We start from the raw sequence: 20,479 nt of genomic DNA on the forward strand, positions 1-20,479 counted from the left end.
AACTTGGGCGGCTTCGGCCGCTCATTTTTTCGTCTCCGTTGACGCAGATCAATTTTTGTTATCGCTTCCTTCGTAAATCTATATTGGAATAATTCAAAGAAATGGGCCAAATGCCGCAGGTGGCAGGGAATCGGCTTATGCAGGGTTGACGTGTGTCAGACGAGAACCCAAAAGACGGTTGCAGGTTCTGGAGTGAGAGAATGGATTTCGAGGCATTTTTCAAAGGCGAACTGGACAGCCTTCACCAGGAAGGCCGTTATCGCGTGTTCGCCGATCTCGAGCGTCATCGCGGCAATTTTCCGCGTGCCACGCGCCATACTCCGGAAGGCAAGCGTGACGTCACAGTCTGGTGCTCCAACGACTATCTCGGCATGGGCCAGCATCCGTCTGTCATCGCCGCAATGCATGAAGCCATCGATCACTGTGGCGCGGGTGCTGGCGGCACCCGGAACATTTCTGGCACCACCCATTACCATGTTCTGCTGGAGCAGGAACTTGCCGATCTGCACGGCAAGGAAGCCGCTCTCATCTTCACCTCCGGCTATGTCTCGAACTGGGCAACGCTCGGCACGCTCGGCGCGAAAATTCCCGGCCTCATCATTTTCTCCGACGCGCTGAACCACGCCTCGATGATCGAGGGCATTCGCTTCGGCAAGTGCGAGCGCGTGATCTGGAAGCACAATGATCTGGACGATCTGCGCGCAAAGCTTTCTGCAGCAGATCCGAAGGCTCCGAAGCTGATCGCTTTCGAAAGCGTCTATTCCATGGATGGCGATATCGCGCCCATCAAGGAAATCTGCGATCTGGCCGATGAATTCGGCGCCATGACCTATCTCGATGAAGTGCATGCCGTCGGCATGTATGGTCCACGCGGCGGCGGCATTGCCGAACGTGAAGGCCTGATGGATCGGATCACCATTATCGAGGGCACGCTTGGCAAGGCTTTCGGCGTCATGGGCGGTTACATCACCGGCTCACACGTCGTTTGCGATTTTATTCGCTCCTTCGCATCCGGCTTTATCTTCACCACGGCCATCCCGCCAGCTCTGGCCGCGGGCGCTGTTGCCTCCATTCGTCACCTGAAGCACAGCCCGTTCGAGCGCGCCCGTCATCAGGACCGCGTGCGCAAGCTGCGCGCCTCTCTCGATGCACGCGGTATTCCGCACATGATGAACCCGAGCCATATCGTGCCGGTCATGGTGGGCGATGCTGCCAAGTGCAAGTGGATTTCCGACCTGCTGCTCGACCATTCGGATATCTACGTGCAGCCGATCAATTACCCGACTGTGCCGCGCAAGACCGAGCGTCTGCGCATCACGCCAACCCCGCTTCATACCGATGCCGATATCGAGCATCTGGTGGGTGCGCTGCATCAGCTCTGGTCGCGTTGCGCACTGGCTCGCGCGGTGGCCTAAGCTTTCGGATTTGCTGACAAACCGCTTGTTTTCGAAGGGCGTTTCATGGACACATGAGACGCCTTTTGTTTTTGCTCGGAGTTTGCATGCCCATGGATCGTGTGAATAGCCTTCTCGATCAAGCGACGGCGAGTGGCCGCATTACCGGTGCCGTTGTCCTCATCTATCGCAACGGGGTGCCGGTTCTGGAGCGCGCCGTCGGCTATCAGGATCGCGAGGCGGGTGTGCCTGTCGCCTTCGATACGATCTTCCGCTACGCCTCTGTGACTAAGCCCATTGTGGCAGCAACGGCACTTGTGATGGTCGAGCGAGGGCTGCTGTCCCTGGATGATGCCGTTGTGGACCATCTGCCGTGGTTCCGCCCGCTCAACCCGGATGGTTCACCGGCAGACGTGCGGGTTCGGCATCTCATCACCCATACATCAGGGCTGATGTATGATGCGGGTCTTGAACGACTTGCGGAAAATGAGGCTGTGAACCAGGGGCTGAGTGACACTAACCTGTCCGTGGAGGAGAATTTCTCGCGGTTGAGCGGGAAGAAACTTGCCTTCCGTCCCGGCGAGCAATGGGCCTATTCCACCGGGATCGACGTGCTGGGAGCCGTGCTGGAGACGGTTCATGGTGCGCCTCTCGAAGACGCGGTGGTCAAATATGTGGGCGAGCCTCTGCAGATGAAGGATGCCCGTTTTCATGTGACGGATCTGTCGCGGCTGGCCGTGGCCTATGCCGATTCAGCCGAGGGGCCGGTGCGCATGCCAACCCCCTGGCATGGAACGAATGCCGCCGGTTTCGAAGCCTATTTCTCTCCGGCCCGCATCTTCAACCGGCAGGCCTTTCAGGCGGGTGGCGCTGGAATGGCTGGCACGGCGCGCGATGTGATGCTGCTTCTGGAAACCATTCGCACGGGCGGCGATCCGCTTTTTTCGCGCGAGATGGCTGAAGCCGGTCTCTCCAACCAGATTGGCGACATTCCCGGCAATCCCGGTCAACGTTTCGGCTATTTCGGCGCCATCATCACCGATCCCGCAGCCGCTTCGACAGCATTGCCTCCCAGTGCCGTTCAATGGGGCGGCGTTTACGGCAATACCTGGTTCATTTTGCCAGAGCAGGGCGTAACGGTGGTGAGCATGACCAACAACGCGCTGGAAGGCTGCAATGGCGCCTATCCTGAGGAGTTGCGTAGAGCCGTCTGCGCCAGCCTGTAACCGTCAGACGAGCCGGTAGGGAATGATCGAGCGGTTGTCGTGATCCACCGACAGCCTGCTCTTCAAGGGCGGCATGGCTCTTTGTGCACAGTTATGCCGCTCGCAAATACGGCAGGAAATGCCGATGGGATCGAAGGCGGAGCGATTGGTGAGGTCGAGATCGTCGGCATAGACGAAGCTGTCCGCATAGGAAATCTCGCAGCCAAGTGCGAGCGCATAGCGCGGTTGAACGGCACGATAGCCGCCGCTGCCCTTGGTGATCTGGGTGGCAAGGCACAGATAGCGAACGCCGTCCGGTGTTTCCGCCAGCTGGCGAATGATGCGGCCCGGCATTTCAAAGGCCTGATGCACATTCCACAGCGGACAGGCAGCACCGAAGCGGGCGAATTGCAGCTTGGCGGCGCTATGGCGCTTGGTGATGTTTCCGGCGCGATCCACACGCGCAAAGAAGATCGGGATACCCTTCTGCCCCGGTCTTTGCAGCGTGCTGAGCCGATGACAGATCTGCTCAAGACTTGCGCCGAAATGGGCAGCCAGAAGGTCCAGATCGTGGCGCAGTTCGCGTGCCCGTTTCAAAAAGGTCTCATAGGGCAGCAGCAGCGCTCCGGCGAAATAGTTCTGCAGACCGATACGACAGATTTCCACCGCCTCCGCTGCACGAAATCCGGCCCCGCGAGCGATCTCGTCAATGGCCGATGCGGCATGAAGCTGTGCAACCTGCTGTGCCATCTGGAAATCGCGGGTGGCCGGCGTGGCATAGGCATTGAGTGAAAGCCTGCGGGTCACAGGATCGAAACTGCGGATGAGCTCGCCTTTCAGGGCGGTCTTTTCGACCCGCACGCCGAAGCGATGCAGGAGAAAATGCTGGAGGGCTGCGTGATTGTCGCCACCGCCAAGCCCCATTTCGCCCGCCAGCCGTTCCGCCATCACATCCAGCTCGTGGATGTAGTTGTCTACGAAGTGGAAGTAGTCGCGCACTTCGTCATAAGGCGTGGCTTCCGTCAAAGCGGCGCGATCCAGCCGGTCGTCCATGCTGGCAAGCTGCTCGCTGGAGCGCCGATAAGCCTGATGCGCAGCAATCAGGGCATGCGCAAGCCCCGGCGCATTCTGGGTTACGAGCTTCAAGTCCTGCAAATTGGCGCTGTAGCCTTCGAACAGGGGATCGGACAGGGCTTCTGAAAGGGCGGAGAGCAGGCGATCTCCTTCGCCCGAGGAAAGCTCCGTGATGCCGACACCAAACTTTTCCGCAAGAGCCAAAAGAACGGCAGCGGATACGGGCCGCTGGTTGTTTTCAATCTGGTTGAGATAGCTGGTGGAAATTCCCAGCCTTTCGGCAAACTGCGCCTGTGTGGCACGCGCCACTTCGCGCACTTCACGTACTTTTCGTCCGATATAGAGCTTGCCGATCGCCATGTTTGCAACTTCGCAAAATTCAATTTGCATATTTATAGATTACACATCGGCACGCATTCAACGAAAATCGCTGTTTCACCTATGACTTCAACGCGATAAAACTTATCCGACAAAAGAGTGGAGGCGATATGCGCGCAGTCTTGAGCGAAGTGGAAGCACGGCGGGCGGAGGCTCGTCTGGGCGGAGGGCAGAAGCGCATTGATGCGCAGCACGCCAAGGGCAAGCTGACTGCGCGGGAACGCATCGAGATTCTGCTCGATGAGGGTTCCTTCGAGGAATACGACATGTATGTCACCCACCGCTGTGTCGATTTCGGCATGGGTGAGCAGAAAGTGCCAGGCGATGGCGTCGTGACCGGCTGGGGCACGATCAACGGCCGTCAGGTCTATGTCTTCTCCCAGGATTTCACCGTTCTGGGCGGCTCGCTGTCCGAGACCCATGCGCAGAAGATCTGCAAGATCATGGATATGGCGGTTCGCGTCGGTGCGCCTGTCATTGGCCTCAACGATTCGGGCGGCGCACGCATTCAGGAAGGTGTGGCGTCACTGGCGGGCTATGCGGAAGTCTTCCGTCGTAATGCGGAGGCCTCGGGCGTCATTCCGCAGATTTCCGTCATCATGGGGCCCTGTGCGGGCGGTGCCGTCTATTCGCCTGCCATGACCGATTTCATTTTCATGGTGCGCGATTCATCCTACATGTTTGTGACCGGGCCGGACGTGGTGAAGACGGTGACGAACGAAATCGTCACGGCGGAAGAACTGGGCGGCGCTTCCACGCATACGAAAAAATCTTCCGTCGCCGATGCCGCCTACGAGAATGATATCGAAACACTGGAGGCGGTGCGCCAGCTGTTTGATTTCCTGCCGCTGAATAATCGCGAAAAGCCGCCGGTTCGCCCCTTCTTCGACGATCCGGCGCGCGTTGAAATGCGGCTCGACAGCCTGATCCCGGATTCCGCCACCAAGCCTTACGATATGAAAGAGCTGATCTACGCGATTGCGGATGAGGGCGATTTCTTCGAGATTCAGGAAGCTTTTGCCAGAAACATCGTTACCGGCTTCATCCGTCTGGAGGGGCAGACTGTCGGCGTCGTTGCCAATCAGCCCATGGTGCTGGCAGGCTGCCTCGATATCGATGCATCGCGCAAGGCGGCGCGCTTCGTGCGCTTCTGCGATGCCTTCTCGATCCCGATCCTGACGCTGGTGGATGTGCCGGGCTTCCTGCCGGGCGTGGCGCAGGAATATGGCGGCGTGATCAAGCATGGCGCAAAGCTTCTCTTCGCCTATTCGGAAGCCACCGTGCCCATGGTGACGCTGATTACCCGCAAGGCCTATGGCGGTGCCTATGATGTGATGGCCTCCAAGCACATCGGCGCGGATGTGAACTATGCCTGGCCGACTGCCGAAATCGCCGTGATGGGCGCCAAGGGCGCGACCGAAATTCTCTATCGTTCTGAACTGGGTGATGCGGAAAAGATCGCGGCGCGCACCAGGGAATATGAGGAGCGGTTCGCCAACCCCTTCGTGGCGGCAGAGCGCGGCTTTATCGATGAGGTCATCATGCCGCATTCCTCGCGTCGCCGCATTGCCCGCGCCTTTGCCTCGCTGCGCAACAAGCAGGTGACGACACACTGGAAAAAGCACGACACGATCCCGCTCTAGTTTCGCTTGCAAGACTCGCGTGTTCCAGCCGATCACCTATATCTTGAGAACGCGCCAAACCTCCCGGCGCATGCCTCACGAAACAAGGAACTGATTTCTTATGAGCGATTCCAAATTTCCGCCGGAAAAGAACCTGCCCGCCGGCTATGAGCCGCCGAAAGTCTGGACTTGGGAACCCGGTAATGGCGGCGCTTTTGCCAGCACCAATCGCCCGACGGCAGGGGCCACGCATGAGCAGCCGCTGAGTGTCGGCAAGCATCCGCTTCAGCTCTATTCACTGGGTACGCCGAACGGACAGAAGGTGACGATCCTCTTGGAGGAACTGCTCGAAGCAGGCCATTCCGGCGCCGAGTACGATGCCTGGCTGATCAATATCGGCAAGGGCGATCAGTTCGGTTCCGGTTTTGTGGGCGTGAACCCCAACTCCAAGATTCCGGCTCTGATGGATCACCAGCCGAAGGGCGGCGGTGAGCCTGTGCGCCTGTTCGAGTCCGGCTCGATCCTCGTCTATCTCGCTGAAAAATTCGGTGCCTTCCTGCCTGCTGACCTGCGGGCGCGCACAGAGGCCATGAACTGGCTGTTCTGGCAGATGGGGTCTGCACCCTTCGTCGGCGGCGGCTTTGGTCACTTCTATGCCTATGCCCCGATGAAGATCCAATACGCCATTGATCGTTATGCCATGGAAACCAAGCGGCAGCTGGATGTGCTGAACCGCCAGCTGGCCAACAATGAATTCGTCTCTGGCAGCGATTACACGATTGCCGATATGGCCATCTGGCCCTGGTATGGCCGTCTGGCGCTGGATTCGTCCTATCCGAATGCAGGCGACTTCTTGTCCACCAGCGAATACGAGCATGTGGTGCGCTGGGCCAAGCAATTGGCGGCGCGTCCCGGCGTAAAACGCGGCGGCATCGTCAACAAGGCCTCCGGCGATCCCGGCACCTTCCTGCCGGAACGTCATTCGGCTTCCGATTTTGACGGCCTGAAGATTTGAACTGAAAACATTCTGCCTCTTCCTGACGGGAGAGGCAGACCTGAGACAAGCGATGAACTGGAGACTGCCGTGGCCAACCTGCCCGAAATGACGAAACACCGAGGTTTTCCGGGCGGCATGCCCGGAACGGGCATTCAGTTCACCATTCGCCGTGCCAACCCGAAGGGCGTGACGCCGCTGAAGGCCATTCCGCGCAAGGCCCGTCCCGGAACAAAGGAACACCGCATCGATGCGGCCTTTCTGCATGCGCTCTGGCATCATTTCGGTGCGGAACCCTTTGAACGCGGCAATCTGGATGCGGCCCGCCTCTGCCTGCTCTTCGGGCGCGAGGTGGTGCCAGCCGAGAAGGATTTCGATCCGCTCTCCTATCAGGCCATGCTGCAGATCAACGAGCGCGTGGCGCGGCAGAATTTTCCCGAATCCTTCGAAGATGTGTTTGAGGTGTGATGCCATGGTGAGGTTCTTATCGATCGGGAAGAACAGCTAATGGCAAAGACCCCTGAAATGCCGAAGCATCGCGGTTTCCCCTTGGGCCTTCCCGGCACGCAGTGGCAATACGTGCTGCGCCGCGCCAATTCCAAGGTGACGAAGCTCACTGCCATGCCGCGTCATCGCACGCTGGATCAGACCGTGGCGCTGGCGGACGAAGGCTTCTTGCAGTCGCTCTGGCAGTTCTTCGGGGCTGAACCCTTCGAGCGAGGCAATCTGGATGGCGAGCGGTTGAGCCGCCTTTTTGGGCGCGAAGTGATCGCCGCAGAGCGCGGCTTCGATCCAGCCTCCTATTCTGCCAAGCTGAAGATCAACGAGGCTGCGGCAAGGAAGAACTTTCCGGGTGCGTTTGAAGATTGAAAATCAGGGGTGACGTGATGCCGATCCAGAAAATCCTCATAGCCAACCGAGGCGAAATCGCCTGCCGCGTCATCCGCACGGCGAAGAAGATGGGCATCAAGACGGTCGCCGTCTATTCCGATGCCGATGCCAATGCCCAGCATGTGCGCGAGGCCGATGAAGCCGTGCATATCGGCCCTTCGCCCTCTTCACAGTCCTATATCGTGATTGACAAGATCATGGAGGCCATCCGCCAGACGGGGGCCGATGCCGTGCATCCGGGCTATGGCTTTCTGTCGGAAAACCCGCTCTTTGCCGAAGCGCTGGAAAAGGAAGGCGTAACTTTCATCGGTCCGCCGGTTGGCGCCATCCACGCCATGGGCGACAAGATCACGTCGAAGAAAATCGCCGCCGAAGCGGGTGTTTCCACGGTGCCCGGCCATATGGGCCTGATCGAGGATGCGGATGAGGCGGTAAGGATTTCCGCCTCCATCGGCTATCCCGTCATGATCAAGGCTTCCGCTGGCGGTGGTGGCAAGGGTATGCGCATTGCCTGGAACGATGCGGAAGCCCGTGAAGGCTTCCAGTCTTCGAAAAACGAGGCGAAAAGTGCGTTCGGCGACGACCGCATCTTCATCGAGAAGTTCGTGACGGAGCCGCGTCACATTGAAATTCAGGTGCTGGGCGACAAGCACGGCAACTGCATTTATCTGGGTGAGCGCGAATGTTCGATCCAGCGGCGAAACCAGAAGGTGATCGAGGAAGCGCCGTCGCCCTTCCTCACCGAAGAAACGCGCCGCGCCATGGGTGAGCAGGCGGTGGCGCTGGCCAAGGCCGTGGGTTACCATTCAGCGGGAACGGTGGAATTCATCGTCGATGGCAAGGCCAACACGTTCTACTTCCTGGAAATGAACACCCGTCTGCAGGTCGAGCATCCGGTGACCGAGCTTGTGACCGGCATTGATCTCGTTGAGCAGATGATCCGGGTTGCCTCCGGCGAAAAGCTCGCGCTTGCCCAGGCCGATGTGAAACTGAATGGCTGGGCCATCGAAAGCCGCCTCTACGCGGAAGACCCGTTCCGCAACTTCCTGCCCTCCATCGGCAGGCTTACCCGCTATCGTCCGCCTGTCGAGGGCAAACAGGCTGATGGCACGGTCGTGCGCAATGATACCGGCGTCTATGAGGGCGGCGAGATCTCCATGTATTACGACCCGATGATCGCCAAGCTCTGCACCTGGGGTGAGACGCGTGAGGTGGCTATCGATGCCATGGCCGCGGCGCTCAATGATTTCGAGGTGGAAGGCATCGGCCATAACCTGCCCTTCCTATCCGCCGTGATGGGGCAGGAGCGGTTCCGTTCCGGCAAGCTGACCACGGCCTATATCGCCGAAGAGTTCCCGGAGGGCTTCTCCGGTGTGATGCCCGATGCCGTATCCTCGCAAAAGCTGGCCGCCATTGCCGCCGTCATCAATGCCAAGCTTCAGGCCCGGGCAGCGCAGATTTCCGGCACTATCGGCAACCATGCCCGCAAGATCGGAAAGGAATGGGTGGTGCAGCTTGGCGATGTTAGCCATGCGGTGTCATTGGATGCAGATGTGGCGCATTTCGGTGAAGCTGGAACCAGAATCACCGTCTCCGGTGAATGGCAACCAGGTCAAACCCATGCGCATTTCCTGCTGAATGGGGAAAAGCTCGGCGTGAAGGTGGACCTCATTGGTTCTGCCATTCGCCTTCGCGCCAACGGCATGGATGTTTCAGCCCGCGTGCGCAGCCCACGCATTGCGGAACTGGCAAAACTCATGCCGGTCAAACTGCCGCCGGATACATCCAGAATGCTACTTTGCCCCATGCCGGGCGTCATTACCGGCGTTGCGGTGAAGGCGGGCGATACGGTGGAAGCGGGCCAAACACTGGCAACTGTTGAAGCCATGAAAATGGAAAATGTGCTGAAGGCGGAACGAAAGGGCGTCGTCAAGCGGGTGGCTGCAAGTGCTGGTCAGAGCCTTGCGGTGGACGAGCTGATTATGGAGTTCGAGTGATGCGCCACGCGTGGGCGGCCCAGAAGTCAGCCGTTTGTCTTCGGCATCCTCAGCCGCTCCAGCATGTGCCGCCTGTGGTCCTGCCCACCGAAGAAAACGGCCAGGATATTAATGATTTTGGGTTCAGCATTGATTTCGAAGTAGAATATAACATTCTTCTTCGTCACATGACGAATATGGGTACCGCTATCCGTGCTCCACGCAGTGCCTTGATGGGGGATGCGGGCCAGACCATTCATGTCACTCTCAATGGATTGAAGCCGTTGCAGGGCCCGTTCAATGGCCTCTTCAACCGAGTCGCCGAATCCAATGTAACTTTCAATCAAGTGACGAAATATCAGCTCGAGATCCCGAATGCTTTGTTTCGAACGCTCGACTTTAAAGCCCATATGAAGCCTTTACGTTGGCGACCATTTCCTGAATCTGTTGCTTGCTTTCTTCCATTGTCAGGAACGGTCCCTTACGCCGCTCATCCAGCAAAGCCTTCAAAGCCGCCAATTCCGCCTCCTTCATCTCCGTCTGCTCGCGCAGCAGCTCCAGCCCCTGCTGCACCACGGCGCTTACACTCGAATAGCGGCCTTCTTCTACCAGTCGGCGGGCAAAGGCGTCCTGCTGGTCGGAAATGGAAACAGATGCTTTTACGGTCATGGCTCAAAGCTCCCGTGAAGAGTAGGTCTAGTATGCTACTCAGTAGCAATTTCGTCAATCTTACTGCCGCGCCGATCATGGCAGCAGCACCCGGAGGATATGGCCGATGACAAGCAAAACCGTCGCAGACTGGCAGGCGCTGGCCGAAAAAGAGCTGAAGGCATCGCCGGATAAGCTGGTATGGAACACGCCCGAGGGCATTCCGGTGAAGCCGATTTACACGGCTGAAGATCTGGAGGGCATGGAGCATCTGGAAAGCCTGCCCGGTTTCAAGCCTTTTGTACGCGGGCCGCGCGCCACCATGTATGCCGGTCGCCCCTGGACGATCCGGCAATATGCGGGCTTTTCGACGGCGGAAGAAAGCAATGCTTTCTATCGCAAAGCGCTGGCTGCCGGTCAGCAAGGCGTATCCGTGGCCTTCGATCTCGCCACCCATCGCGGTTACGATTCCGACCATCCTCGTGTCCTAGGCGATGTCGGCAAAGCGGGCGTTGCGATCGATAGCGTTGAGGACATGAAGATCCTGTTCAACGGTATTCCGTTGCAGGATATCTCCGTTTCCATGACCATGAACGGCGCGGTCATCCCGATCCTTGCCAACTTCATTGTGACGGGGGAGGAGCAGGGCGTTTCGCGCGATCAGCTTTCCGGCACCATTCAGAACGACATTCTGAAGGAGTTCATGGTCCGCAACACCTATATCTATCCGCCGGAGCCTTCCATGCGGATCATTGCCGACATCATCGCCTATACGGCAAAAGAAATGCCGCGCTTCAACTCCATCTCCATTTCCGGCTATCACATGCAGGAAGCAGGCGCGACGCTGACGCAGGAACTGGCCTTCACGCTGGCGGATGGCCGTGAATATGTGCGTGCTGCCTTGGCGCGCGGCTTGAACGTGGATGAGTTTGCCGGCCGTCTCTCCTTCTTCTTTGCCATAGGCATGAACTTCTTCATGGAGGCGGCAAAGCTTCGCGCCGCCCGCCTGCTGTGGTCGCGCATCATGGAGGAGTTCGAGCCGAAGAAGCCGGGCTCGCTGATGCTGCGCACGCACTGCCAGACCTCCGGCGTGTCCTTGCAAGAGCAGGACCCCTATAACAACGTCATCCGTACCGCCTATGAGGCGCTGTCTGCGGTGCTGGGCGGCACGCAATCCCTTCACACCAATGCGCTGGATGAGGCGATTGCCCTGCCCACCGAGTTCTCGGCGCGCATTGCCCGCAATACACAGCTCATCCTTCAGCATGAAACAGGCGTGACCAAGGTGGTCGATCCGCTGGCGGGGTCCTACTATGTGGAGAGCCTCACCAAAGAGCTGGCAGACAAGGCCTGGGCCTTGATCGAAGAGGTCGAGGCGCTGGGTGGCATGACCAAGGCCGTGGCCGATGGCCTGCCGAAGCGGCTGATCGAGGAGGCGGCAACGCGGCGTCAGGCACGGGTGGATCGCGGCGAGGAGATCATTGTCGGTGTCAACAAGTATCGGCTGGAAAACGAAGAGCCGATCGACATTCTCGACATCGACAATACCGCCGTGCGCAATTCGCAGATCAAGCGGTTGGAACAGCTTCGCCGCCAGCGCGATCCGAAGCGCGTCGAGGAAACCCTGGCGGTGCTGAACAAGGTTGCGCAAACGGGCGAGGGGAATTTGCTCGAAGCGGCTGTGGAGGCAGCGCGGGCGCGGGCAAGCGTCGGTGAGATTTCCGATGCCATGCGCTCCGTCTTCGGGGATCATTCCGCCGTGCCGGAGGTGGTAAGCGATATTTACGGTTCAGCCTATGAGGACGATCCGGAGTATCAGACGCTGACTGGCCGTCTTTCGGAGTTCGCCAAGGCTACGGGCATCAAGCCGAAAATGCTGGTCGCCAAGCTTGGCCAGGATGGGCATGATCGCGGCGCGAAGGTGATCGCCTCGGCTTTTGGCGATATCGGCTTCCAGGTGGTGGCCGGTCCACTGTTCCAGACGCCGGAAGAGGCGGCAAGCCTTGCGGTTTCGGAAAAGGTGCAGGTGGTGGGCATGTCTTCGCTCGCTGCCGGGCACAAGACGCTGGCACCGCAATTGATCGAGGCGCTGAAGGCCAAGGGTGCACAGGATGTGATTGTCGTGGTCGGCGGTGTCATTCCGCGGCAGGATTACCAGTTCCTGCTGGCTTCAGGGGTCGCGGCCGTCTTCGGCCCCGGCACCAATGTGCTGGATGCGGCCCGCGCCATTCTGGACCTGATGGAAGGCCGCCGCAGGAACGCCTGAAGGATCAGCTGAGGCGCGCCTTTGCCCGGTGGCGCGCTTCCAGATCGGCAGCGAACACATCTTCCATGGTGGTAGCGGCTGGCAGATGCGCCAGGTCTTCCATCACCGCTTCGGTGACCTCCGCCATGGAGAGGAACGAGGTTTCCCCCGCGATGAAGGCTTCCAGCGCCATTTCCTTCGCGGCGTTCAGTACAGCGCCCTGCACACCGCCACGCTTCATGGCAAGTTTTGCCAGACGCAGAGCCGGGAAGCGGGTCTCATCGGGGGCTTCGAAATCGAGGCGGGAAAGCTTGGCGAAATCCAGCCGTTCCACCGGCAGCTTGCCCCGGCGCGGATAATGGAGCGCATAGCCGATGGCGTGGCGCATATCCGGTGCGCCAAGCTGCGCCAGCACGGAGCCATCCGCATAACCCACCATGGAGTGAATGATCGATTGCGGATGCACGATCACTTCCACCTGTTCCGGTGAGAGGCCGAACAGGTGCTTCGCCTCAATCATCTCCAGCGCCTTGTTGAACATGGAGGCGCTATCGATGGAAATCTTCAGGCCCATCGACCAGTTGGGGTGCGCGCGTGCCGTTTCCATGGTGACATCTGCCATCTGCGCCTTGGTATAGGTGCGGAAAGGCCCGCCGGATGCGGTGAGGATGACCCGCTCGATGGCATGGCGCTGGTTTTCTTCCAGCACCTGGAAGATGGCATTGTGCTCGCTATCGACAGGTAGCAGGCGCCCACCACCTTGGCTGACGGCGGAAACGAAAAGATCGCCAGCCGAAACGAGACATTCCTTATTGGCAAGCGCAATATCTGCTCCGCGCTTTGCGGCTGCCAGTGTTGGGCGAAGGCCCGCGGTGCCGACGATGGCTGCCATCACCATATCGGCCTCGGCTGAGGCCGCTTCCAGAAGGCCGGTTTGTCCTGCGGCCACTTCTATGCCGGTGCCGGACAGAAGATCGCGCAGCGCCACATATTGGCTTTCGTCTGCCGTGACGGCGAGGCGTGCGCGGTGCTGTCTCGCCTGGGCTGCCAGAAGTTCGATATTGCCGGACCCTGTCAGTGCGACAACCTCAAAGGCATCTGCTTCCTCTGTCTGGCTAATCACATCCAGCGTGTTTGTGCCGATAGAGCCGGTGGAGCCGAGAATGCTGATGCTGCGTCTGGTCATGCTGGATGCGTTTCCTCTCGTTGCCGTTCGTTTACAGTTGGCGGCAAGCGCTCACAAGTGCCATTGCTTGAAGTGCTAATTGAAAGTCGTTTCAACCAGTGCCACATGCGCTAGAATTGCGGATGACAGGCGGTATTGGAGGTGCAGTATGGCGCAAACGGAATTGACGACATCCTGTGCAATTGCGGGCGGTGGGCCTGCGGGGATGATGCTGGGTCTACTGCTGGCGCGAGCGGGCGTGGATGTCACCGTTGTTGAAAAGCACGCAGATTTTCTGCGCGATTTTCGTGGAGATACGATCCATCCATCCACCTTGGAGGTCATCCACGAATTGGGTCTGGAGGAGAAATTCCTGCAATTGCCGCACACGCGGGCAGCCAAGCTTTCCGCAGAGATGGGCGGGCGCACGATCACGATGGCGGATTTCTCTCGCCTTCCGGTCAGAAACCGCTTCATTGCCTTTATGCCGCAGTGGGACTTTCTTGATTTTCTGTCTCGCGAGGCCTCTCGCTATCCCAATTTCCGTCTGCTGATGAGCGCCAGGGTGACGGATGTTCTCGAGGAGAATGGACGCGTCTGCGGCCTTCACCTGGAAACAGAACAAGGCTCTCTCACCCTTCATGCCACGCTGGTGGTGGCAGCTGACGGGCGCAATTCCATCGTGCGCGAAAAGGGCGGATTGCAGGTGATGAGCTTTGGCAACCCAAGCGAAGTCGTTTGGATGAAGCTATCCAAACAGCCAGGCGACCCGTCGGAGACCATGGGCCATGCAGGGCCGCGACAGGGTTTCGTTCTGATCGATCGCGGCGATTACTGGCAATGTGGCTTCATCGTTCGCAGGGGAAGCTTTGCGGATCTGCGCGCAGGCGAACTGGAAAGCTTCCGCAATCTGGTGCGGCAGGTCTCTCCTCTGCCGCCAGAGAGGATGGGGGAAATTCAGAGCTGGGACGATGTAAGCCTGTTGCAGGTGCGCATAGACCGGTTGGAGAAATGGTGGAAGCCGGGGCTTCTTGCCATCGGTGATGCTGCCCATGCCATGTCCCCCATTGGCGGTGTCGGGGTGAACCTTGCCATTCAGGATGCGGTTGCCGCGGGCAATATTCTGGCAAGGCCGCTTAAAGCTGGCCGATTGACGGATGCCGATCTCGCTGCCGTGGAAAGGCGCCGTCTTTTCCCCACAAAGGCGACGCAGAAATTGCAATTGATGATGCGTTCAAGCCGTCGGCAGGATCAGAAGAGCGATGAGAAAAGAAAGGGGCCACCTGCGTTCATTCGTGGAATTGCTCGTTTCCCCCTTCTTGCGCATCTGGCTGGCCGCCTGATCGGCATTGGATTCCGCATGGAACATGTCGCGAATTGAGCGCCTTGAAGCTGGGCTGGGTGGAAACGGAGCATGTTTGCCACCAGTGGCTGTGTGCTTCTTTTCAAGTTGTACTATAATGAAACGAATAAAACCCAGCTATATCAGTGCTTTTGGTAGAAGGTTGACATATTTCTCATTAGTTGTATTTATTTTTCCAAATTCTTTACTTTAAGCTGCCATAACTGGTAAAGTCTCGATTTTACCGGAGTTCGGCATCATGTGAGATGCCCAGGCAGAAACGAGGAGGGAGCTATGAAAGGCTTCGAAGATGGATCTTCTGTGGACTCGCGTTCTCCATGGCGAGGGATGGTAATGAGCTCGCAACCGCTTGATAGTGCTCTTGTGCGTGAACTGGTGGCTTCCTGCGATTGGCGCAGCGCGCTTCAGTTGCCCAAACTCTTGTTTTCCTATGTGGCATCGGTGCTGGATACGCGTGAGCCCAGCGTCTATCTTATTGATCTTCTTCCCTCTCTCAGCGCAAACGTACAGTCTTTCCTGACGGGGATCGGAGCTTTCAATAGAACGCCACTTCCCGAACAGGAGGTTGCAAATCGGCGCGGGCGTTTGCTGGAATGCCTGGATGCTTTCATCGACGAAGCGCGCCTCAGCCAGCAGAGCAATCGGTTCCTGGATGCCTTGCGAGCAACCGATCACAATTAGCAACACCTTGACAGCGCTACCATTTTGCCTTGTCACCAGCACTGGAATTTTCCTCTGGCTCTCCCCAGTTAAGCCTTATGAGGAAGATCCATAGTATAGTTTTGAACTTGTCGAGTTGTCTGACGACATACTTTCTTCGCCTCCCCGTCATGGTGGCGGAGCAGAGCCGATGACGGATGGCAGCGGTGAGCAGCCGCAGGCACTTTCGCAGGTGCTCGAACAGCTTGTGGTCCGGTTGAGCGGGCGCAAGTCCAGCCTGGCAGAACTGCTTGACCTGCTCGGTCATCAGGCCACGGCCTCGATTCTTCTGATTTTTTCAATACCGGCTATCGTACCGACGCCTGGCATTCCTGCAGGAATGATATTTGGCACGGCGCTCGCCATTCTATCCCTGCAATTGATTGCCGGTGCGGATGGTTTCTATCTGCCGCGGCGGCTGGGCCGTGTCGAACTGCCGGACAGGCTTCTCAAAGCCATGCAGGTGCGACTTGGGCCAAAACTTGCGTGGCTGGAGGGCTGGCTGCATCCCCGTCTTTCCGGTCTTGCCTCGAAGGGCTTGTCGCGCCTGCACGGACTGTTCGTTCTGCTCATGTCCTTGCTGATTGCGCTGCCGATCCCCTTTGGCAATGTGCTGCCGGGGTTTGCGATTTTCTTCATCGCGCTCGGTCTTGCTCAACGCGATGGCGTCGCGGTGCTGATCGGTCTCGGTTTGGGGGTGGCGGCTATCGCCTTTTCCGCCTTCATCTTCTTTGGTGGCTGGTGGCTTCTGGAGCGGCTGCCGATCTGATGGCCAAAGCCCTTCTTGCGGCACGGGACCGGAGCGTAATCTTAACGCTGAGCGACTGGTGGCGTGGAGAGTGGCCCGGCTGGGCTTGAAGGAATGGCGTCCACGAGAGGATTCGAACCTCCGACCCCAGGATTAGGAATCCTGTGCTCTATCCTGCTGAGCTACGTGGACACTCGGTAAGCTACATAACCCAGACATTCCGCCTTGCCAAGATCATGCGGAAAGTCGCTGTTCGGCAAGTTTCACCCAATAGGATATGCCGTAGGCAATGGCTTCGTCGTTGAAATCATAGGCCGGATTGTGCAAAGCCGCACTGTCGCCATTGCCGATCATGATGTAGGCGCCCGGGCGCGCTTGCAGCATGAAGGCGAAATCCTCGCCTGCCATGCTCGGATCGACTTCTGTGTTGACGTTGGGCTCCCCGACAACCTCCATGGCTGCGCGCGCCGCATATAGCGTTTCCTGCGCGTGATTGACCGTAACCGGGCAGGCGCGTTCGTAATCGACTTCCGCCACGGCATCATTGGCAGCGGCAATGCCCTCGGCAAGCTGGCGGATGCGCATTTCCGCCATGTCGCGCACGGCTTCGTCGAGGCTGCGCACGGTTCCTGCCAGATAGGCTTCTTCGGGAATGATGTTATGCGTTGTGCCAGCGTGGAACTGGGTGACGGAGACCACCACCGAGCGCAGCGGATTGGCATTGCGCGCCGCAATCAATTGCAAGCCGTTCACCACCTGGGCGCCAATGGCAATCGGGTCTGCTGTTCGATGCGGCTCGGCAGCATGGCCGCCGCGCCCCTTGATCCTGATGGAGAACTTGTCGGGTGCTGCCATGATGCCGCCCTTGCGAATGGCAAAAGTGCCAAGCGCCATTCCCGGCATGTTGTGCATGCCGTAGACTTCCTGAATATTGAAGCGCTCCATGAGGCCGTCCTCGACCATGGCCAGAGCGCCACGCCCCCCTTCTTCGGCAGGTTGGAAAATGACGGCGACCGTGCCTGAGAAATTGCGCGTTTCAGCCAGATAATGTGCCGCGCCCAGCAGCATGGCGGTATGCCCATCATGCCCGCAGGCATGCATCTTGCCGGGGGTCTTCGAGGCATAGGGTTTGCCCGTGATCTCCTCCAGCGGCAGGGCGTCCATATCGGCGCGAAGACCGATGACCCGGTCGCTCTGGCTGCGTCCGTGGATCAGGCCCACCACGCCCGTTCGTCCCAGGCCGGTCACAATCTCGTCAACGCCGAAGCTTCTCAGCCGCTCTTCCACGAAGGCGGCGGTTTCCTGAACATCGTAAAGAATGCCTGGATTTTGATGGATATGATGCCGCCATTCCATGACTTCCCGTTGTAATTCAGCGGCTCTGTTCAAAATCGGCATTGCAATTCCTGACCTGTGATACTGATAGGCGAAGCAGCCGGATATTGCGCTGCGGAATTGACGGAATCAATCATCTTTGCCATTCCTAGGGCTTGAGTTTGCACCTTTGCTGCACCTTTTCCGCGCGCTGTTGAGACCGAGGGCTATCTTGCCAAACCTGTCATTTGTCACGCCGTCCGTTCGCCGGCCACTCCATGTCTTGCTGGCTGCCGCTCTTGCGGTGTCGGCTACCGCGCAAACCGCCTTTGCCAATCCCAAAATGGTGGTCGATGTTCGAACGGGACGGGTCATCGCACATCAGGAAGCCTTTCGTCGCTGGTATCCGGCGTCCCTGACCAAGCTGATGACGGCTTATGTGACCTTTCGCGCCTTGAAGAGCGGGCGGATCACGCTGGATACGCCGGTGGTCATGAGCAAACGCGCCGCCGATCAGCCCCCCAGCAAGATATTCGTGCGGCCTGGCTCCTCCATGACGCTCGATGCGGCACTCAAAATCCTTCTCGTCAAATCGGCCAATGATGTTGCTGTTGCCGTGGCGGAAGCCGTGGGCGGCTCGACAGAACAGTTCGTTGAAATGATGAATGCCGAAGCGGCCCGCATCGGCATGCGCTCATCCCGCTTCATCAATCCTCACGGGCTGCCGGGCAAGGGCCAATATACGACGGCGCGCGATCTGGCCGTGCTGACCATGCAGTTGAAGCGGGAGTTTCCCGAATATGGCAGCTATTTTGCGCTTGAAGGCGTAACGACCGGAAGCAAGGAATATCCCAATTACAATATGCTGATCGGCCGCTTTGATGGTGCCGATGGCATGAAGACCGGCTTTATCTGCGCCTCCGGGTTCAATCAGGTTTCCTCTGCCACGCGTGATGGCCGCACCGTTGTATCGGTGGTGCTGGGGGCAGACAGTCTTGGCGGACGCGCCGATGACTCTGCCGAGCTTTTGCAGAAGGGGCTGACAGCGCCTGCCAATCAGGGCGAGCCCCTGGCGTCTCTCGCCCCCTACGGGCCGGATCAGGATCAGGTGGTCGATATCAGCACTGAGATCTGCAATCCCAAGGCTGCCAAGGTACGCAGCGAAGGACGCGACGATGCAGGGCGCATGGTTCTGCATTCGCCTTACGTGCATGAAATGACGCGCCCGCCGCAATTCACCTTTGCGGGTGTGGTGGCTGTGGCAGAACCGGAAAAGCCGGTGAAAGGCGGGGCTCAGCCCTCCAATGTTCCGGTGCCCATTCCGCGCCCCGATACGCTTTGAGGCTTTCGGGCGCGCCTTCGCTTCAGCCCTTGTCACGTGTCACCGCCGCACAGTTTTGCGCCCGCAGCCTGGCAGATATAGCCTCGCTTTCCACTTCGCGCTAAACAGGGCTGTTTTACCGCCGCAAATGCGCTGACAGTACTGGATTGCCCGATGCCGACCATGAGTGACCGTATTCCTGTTTCCATCCTCACGGGCTTTCTGGGGGCGGGAAAGTCGACACTTCTTAACCGCATTCTCAAAGATCCTGCCGCGCATGATACGGCGGTGATCATCAATGAATTCGGTGAGGTGGGGATCGATAACTTCCTCGTCGAGACCTCGGGCGATACGCTTCTTGAGCTTTCCAATGGCTGCCTCTGCTGCACGGTGCGAGGCGAGTTGGTGGAAACACTGGCATCGCTTGTGGACCAGATTCAGACCAGACGGATGAAGCCAATCCGCCGCGTCGTGATCGAGACGACGGGGCTTGCGGATCCAGCCCCCGTCATGCAGGCCGTTATGGGCAATCCCGTCATCGCACAGAGTTTCAGCCTGGATGGCGTGGTCACGGTGGTGGATGCAGTTCACGGGCTTTCCACAATCTCACGACACCCGGAAGCCCTGAAGCAGGTCGCTGTCGCGGACCGGCTTGTCTTGAGCAAGCAGAGCCTGACGGAAGCGTCGGACGTTCAGCAGCTGGTGCAGCGCTTGCGCAGCCTTAACCCCCGCGCCGACATCGTGGATGGTGACAGCCATGTCGCCGCAGGCATTGGCCTTCTGGTCAATGGCCTTTACGATCCCGACAGCAAGGCGCCGGAGGTTGCGCGCTGGCTGAGGGAAGAAGGGCAGGATCATCATCACCATGACAGCGATCATGATCATCATGGCCACGACACCCACCATCATCATCAGCATGAACACGATGATCATGCGCACCATCATGCGCCTCACGCCCACCATCATGACGTAACCCGTCATGGTGCTGATATTCGCTCTTTCTCGATACTCCACGATCAGCCGATCGATCCGATGGCGGTGGAGATGTTTGTGGATCTTCTGCGCTCTGCCCACGGTGAGAAGCTGCTGCGCATGAAGGCGATCGTTCAGTTGAGCGATAACCCGGAGCGTCCGCTGGTTCTGCATGGGGTGCAGAGCATTTTCCATCAGCCGGAGCGCCTGCCGCGCTGGCCGGAAGGTTCTGACCGGCGAACCCGCATGGTGCTGATTACCCAAGGACTGCCGGAGGAATTCGTGCGTGATCTGTTTGGCGCGTTTACCGGCCAACCGCGCGTGGACCGCCCAGACCGTGCGGCCCTGGAAGACAATCCTCTGGCTGTGCCGGGTATGAAGTTCTGATCAGTTTCCTAAAAGCACGTTGCGGCTTATCAGCCTCATGCAACCTGCATTAGATTCTTGTTTTCACGCATGGCGTTATCGCA

Annotated in this window: 18 protein-coding genes and 1 tRNA gene; 13 read left to right on the top strand and 6 right to left on the bottom strand. The window is 58.7% G+C overall.

Annotated features, from left to right (window positions below; translation table 11 throughout):
• Window positions 1–200 precede the first annotated feature (200 nt).
• Together hemA and ACFSE1_RS13355 are read left to right on the top strand one after the other, a co-directional pair.
• Entirely contained in the window at window positions 201–1,415 is a 1,215-nt protein-coding gene (gene hemA / locus ACFSE1_RS13350; RefSeq protein ID WP_377402098.1) for a 5-aminolevulinate synthase, read from the top strand.
• Window positions 1,416–1,501: 86 nt separating this feature from the next.
• Window positions 1,502–2,620 (top strand): serine hydrolase domain-containing protein, encoded by a 1,119-nt coding sequence (locus tag ACFSE1_RS13355; RefSeq protein ID WP_377402101.1) that lies wholly within the window; start codon window positions 1,502–1,504, stop codon window positions 2,618–2,620.
• A gap of 3 nt (window positions 2,621–2,623) precedes the next feature.
• Here the strand turns inward: ACFSE1_RS13355 and ACFSE1_RS13360 are convergent, their stop codons facing one another.
• Window positions 2,624–4,033, bottom strand: a complete 1,410-nt coding sequence (locus tag ACFSE1_RS13360) for a helix-turn-helix domain-containing protein (protein WP_377402104.1) — start codon at window positions 4,031–4,033, stop codon at window positions 2,624–2,626.
• 128 nt (window positions 4,034–4,161) lie between these two features.
• Here ACFSE1_RS13360 and ACFSE1_RS13365 point away from each other — a divergent pair, with 128 nt between their 5' ends.
• The 5 genes from ACFSE1_RS13365 (at window position 4,162) to ACFSE1_RS13385 (ending at window position 9,555) form a co-directional block, all read left to right on the top strand.
• A complete protein-coding gene (locus tag ACFSE1_RS13365) occupies window positions 4,162–5,694 on the top strand; it encodes an acyl-CoA carboxylase subunit beta (RefSeq protein ID WP_377402107.1) in 1,533 nt (510 codons plus the stop codon).
• A gap of 100 nt (window positions 5,695–5,794) precedes the next feature.
• Window positions 5,795–6,688 (top strand): glutathione-dependent disulfide-bond oxidoreductase, encoded by an 894-nt coding sequence (yghU, locus tag ACFSE1_RS13370; protein WP_377402110.1) that lies wholly within the window; start codon window positions 5,795–5,797, stop codon window positions 6,686–6,688.
• Window positions 6,689–6,757: 69 nt separating this feature from the next.
• Complete coding sequence (locus ACFSE1_RS13375) at window positions 6,758–7,135, top strand: hypothetical protein (RefSeq protein WP_377402113.1); 378 nt, start codon at window positions 6,758–6,760, stop codon at window positions 7,133–7,135.
• A gap of 39 nt (window positions 7,136–7,174) precedes the next feature.
• Complete coding sequence (locus ACFSE1_RS13380) at window positions 7,175–7,537, top strand: hypothetical protein (RefSeq protein ID WP_377402116.1); 363 nt, start codon at window positions 7,175–7,177, stop codon at window positions 7,535–7,537.
• 17 nt (window positions 7,538–7,554) lie between these two features.
• Entirely contained in the window at window positions 7,555–9,555 is a 2,001-nt protein-coding gene (locus ACFSE1_RS13385; RefSeq protein ID WP_377402119.1) for an acetyl-CoA carboxylase biotin carboxylase subunit, read from the top strand.
• A 26-nt stretch (window positions 9,556–9,581) separates the two neighbouring features.
• Here the strand turns inward: ACFSE1_RS13385 and ACFSE1_RS13390 are convergent, their stop codons facing one another.
• Together ACFSE1_RS13390 and ACFSE1_RS13395 are read right to left on the bottom strand one after the other, a co-directional pair.
• Entirely contained in the window at window positions 9,582–9,944 is a 363-nt protein-coding gene (locus ACFSE1_RS13390; RefSeq protein WP_377402122.1) for a type II toxin-antitoxin system RelE/ParE family toxin, read from the bottom strand.
• Window positions 9,934–10,203: a type II toxin-antitoxin system ParD family antitoxin gene (locus ACFSE1_RS13395; protein ID WP_377402125.1), complete on the bottom strand. Its 270-nt coding sequence runs from the start codon at window positions 10,201–10,203 to the stop codon at window positions 9,934–9,936. Before ACFSE1_RS13395 ends, ACFSE1_RS13390 begins: the two co-directional genes overlap by 11 nt.
• A gap of 106 nt (window positions 10,204–10,309) precedes the next feature.
• On the opposite strand from ACFSE1_RS13395, the gene scpA reads away from it, so the two are divergent.
• Window positions 10,310–12,448: a methylmalonyl-CoA mutase gene (gene scpA / locus ACFSE1_RS13400; protein ID WP_377402128.1), complete on the top strand. Its 2,139-nt coding sequence runs from the start codon at window positions 10,310–10,312 to the stop codon at window positions 12,446–12,448.
• 4 nt (window positions 12,449–12,452) lie between these two features.
• Here the strand turns inward: scpA and dxr are convergent, their stop codons facing one another.
• A complete protein-coding gene (dxr, locus tag ACFSE1_RS13405) occupies window positions 12,453–13,613 on the bottom strand; it encodes a 1-deoxy-D-xylulose-5-phosphate reductoisomerase (RefSeq protein WP_377402131.1) in 1,161 nt (386 codons plus the stop codon).
• Window positions 13,614–13,761: 148 nt separating this feature from the next.
• Here dxr and ACFSE1_RS13410 point away from each other — a divergent pair, with 148 nt between their 5' ends.
• From ACFSE1_RS13410 to ACFSE1_RS13420, 3 genes are all read left to right on the top strand, one after another.
• Window positions 13,762–14,973 carry an FAD-dependent oxidoreductase gene (locus ACFSE1_RS13410; RefSeq protein WP_377402134.1) on the top strand — a complete coding sequence of 404 codons (1,212 nt, stop codon included), beginning with the start codon at window positions 13,762–13,764 and terminating at the stop codon, window positions 14,971–14,973.
• A gap of 315 nt (window positions 14,974–15,288) precedes the next feature.
• Window positions 15,289–15,636: a hypothetical protein gene (locus tag ACFSE1_RS13415; protein ID WP_377402137.1), complete on the top strand. Its 348-nt coding sequence runs from the start codon at window positions 15,289–15,291 to the stop codon at window positions 15,634–15,636.
• A 169-nt stretch (window positions 15,637–15,805) separates the two neighbouring features.
• A complete protein-coding gene (locus tag ACFSE1_RS13420; RefSeq protein WP_377402140.1) occupies window positions 15,806–16,423 on the top strand; it encodes an exopolysaccharide biosynthesis protein in 618 nt (205 codons plus the stop codon).
• 94 nt (window positions 16,424–16,517) lie between these two features.
• Here ACFSE1_RS13420 and ACFSE1_RS13425 read toward each other — a convergent pair.
• Together ACFSE1_RS13425 and ACFSE1_RS13430 are read right to left on the bottom strand one after the other, a co-directional pair.
• Window positions 16,518–16,594, bottom strand: a tRNA-Arg gene (locus ACFSE1_RS13425).
• Between the two features lie 42 nt (window positions 16,595–16,636).
• Window positions 16,637–17,800 carry a M20 aminoacylase family protein gene (locus ACFSE1_RS13430; RefSeq protein WP_377402143.1) on the bottom strand — a complete coding sequence of 388 codons (1,164 nt, stop codon included), beginning with the start codon at window positions 17,798–17,800 and terminating at the stop codon, window positions 16,637–16,639.
• Window positions 17,801–17,948: 148 nt separating this feature from the next.
• Between ACFSE1_RS13430 and ACFSE1_RS13435 the strand changes: the two genes are divergently transcribed.
• Window positions 17,949–19,058 (top strand): D-alanyl-D-alanine carboxypeptidase family protein, encoded by a 1,110-nt coding sequence (locus ACFSE1_RS13435; RefSeq protein ID WP_377402146.1) that lies wholly within the window; start codon window positions 17,949–17,951, stop codon window positions 19,056–19,058.
• A 153-nt stretch (window positions 19,059–19,211) separates the two neighbouring features.
• Window positions 19,212–20,396: a CobW family GTP-binding protein gene (locus ACFSE1_RS13440; RefSeq protein ID WP_377402149.1), complete on the top strand. Its 1,185-nt coding sequence runs from the start codon at window positions 19,212–19,214 to the stop codon at window positions 20,394–20,396.
• The last annotated feature ends 83 nt before the right edge of the window (window positions 20,397–20,479 follow it).

The sequence above is a fragment of the Affinirhizobium helianthi genome (assembly GCF_042680945.1).
Classification (GTDB): Bacteria; Pseudomonadota; Alphaproteobacteria; order Rhizobiales; family Rhizobiaceae; genus Neorhizobium; species Neorhizobium helianthi.

Bases quoted from the DNA above. Each gene is read 5' to 3' on its own strand.
- hemA (WP_377402098.1), top strand. From the start codon at position 201: ATGGATTTCGAGGCATTTTTCAAAGGCGAACTGGACAGCCTTCACCAG.
- ACFSE1_RS13355 (WP_377402101.1), top strand. From the start codon at position 1,502: ATGCCCATGGATCGTGTGAATAGCCTTCTCGATCAAGCGACGGCGAGT.
- ACFSE1_RS13360 (WP_377402104.1), bottom strand. From the start codon at position 4,033: ATGGCGATCGGCAAGCTCTATATCGGACGAAAAGTACGTGAAGTGCGC.
- ACFSE1_RS13365 (WP_377402107.1), top strand. From the start codon at position 4,162: ATGCGCGCAGTCTTGAGCGAAGTGGAAGCACGGCGGGCGGAGGCTCGT.
- yghU (WP_377402110.1), top strand. From the start codon at position 5,795: ATGAGCGATTCCAAATTTCCGCCGGAAAAGAACCTGCCCGCCGGCTAT.
- ACFSE1_RS13380 (WP_377402116.1), top strand. From the start codon at position 7,175: ATGGCAAAGACCCCTGAAATGCCGAAGCATCGCGGTTTCCCCTTGGGC.
- ACFSE1_RS13385 (WP_377402119.1), top strand. From the start codon at position 7,555: ATGCCGATCCAGAAAATCCTCATAGCCAACCGAGGCGAAATCGCCTGC.
- ACFSE1_RS13390 (WP_377402122.1), bottom strand. From the start codon at position 9,944: ATGGGCTTTAAAGTCGAGCGTTCGAAACAAAGCATTCGGGATCTCGAG.
- ACFSE1_RS13395 (WP_377402125.1), bottom strand. From the start codon at position 10,203: ATGACCGTAAAAGCATCTGTTTCCATTTCCGACCAGCAGGACGCCTTT.
- scpA (WP_377402128.1), top strand. From the start codon at position 10,310: ATGACAAGCAAAACCGTCGCAGACTGGCAGGCGCTGGCCGAAAAAGAG.
- dxr (WP_377402131.1), bottom strand. From the start codon at position 13,613: ATGACCAGACGCAGCATCAGCATTCTCGGCTCCACCGGCTCTATCGGC.
- ACFSE1_RS13410 (WP_377402134.1), top strand. From the start codon at position 13,762: ATGGCGCAAACGGAATTGACGACATCCTGTGCAATTGCGGGCGGTGGG.
- ACFSE1_RS13415 (WP_377402137.1), top strand. From the start codon at position 15,289: ATGAGCTCGCAACCGCTTGATAGTGCTCTTGTGCGTGAACTGGTGGCT.
- ACFSE1_RS13420 (WP_377402140.1), top strand. From the start codon at position 15,806: ATGACGGATGGCAGCGGTGAGCAGCCGCAGGCACTTTCGCAGGTGCTC.
- ACFSE1_RS13430 (WP_377402143.1), bottom strand. From the start codon at position 17,800: ATGCCGATTTTGAACAGAGCCGCTGAATTACAACGGGAAGTCATGGAA.
- ACFSE1_RS13440 (WP_377402149.1), top strand. From the start codon at position 19,212: ATGCCGACCATGAGTGACCGTATTCCTGTTTCCATCCTCACGGGCTTT.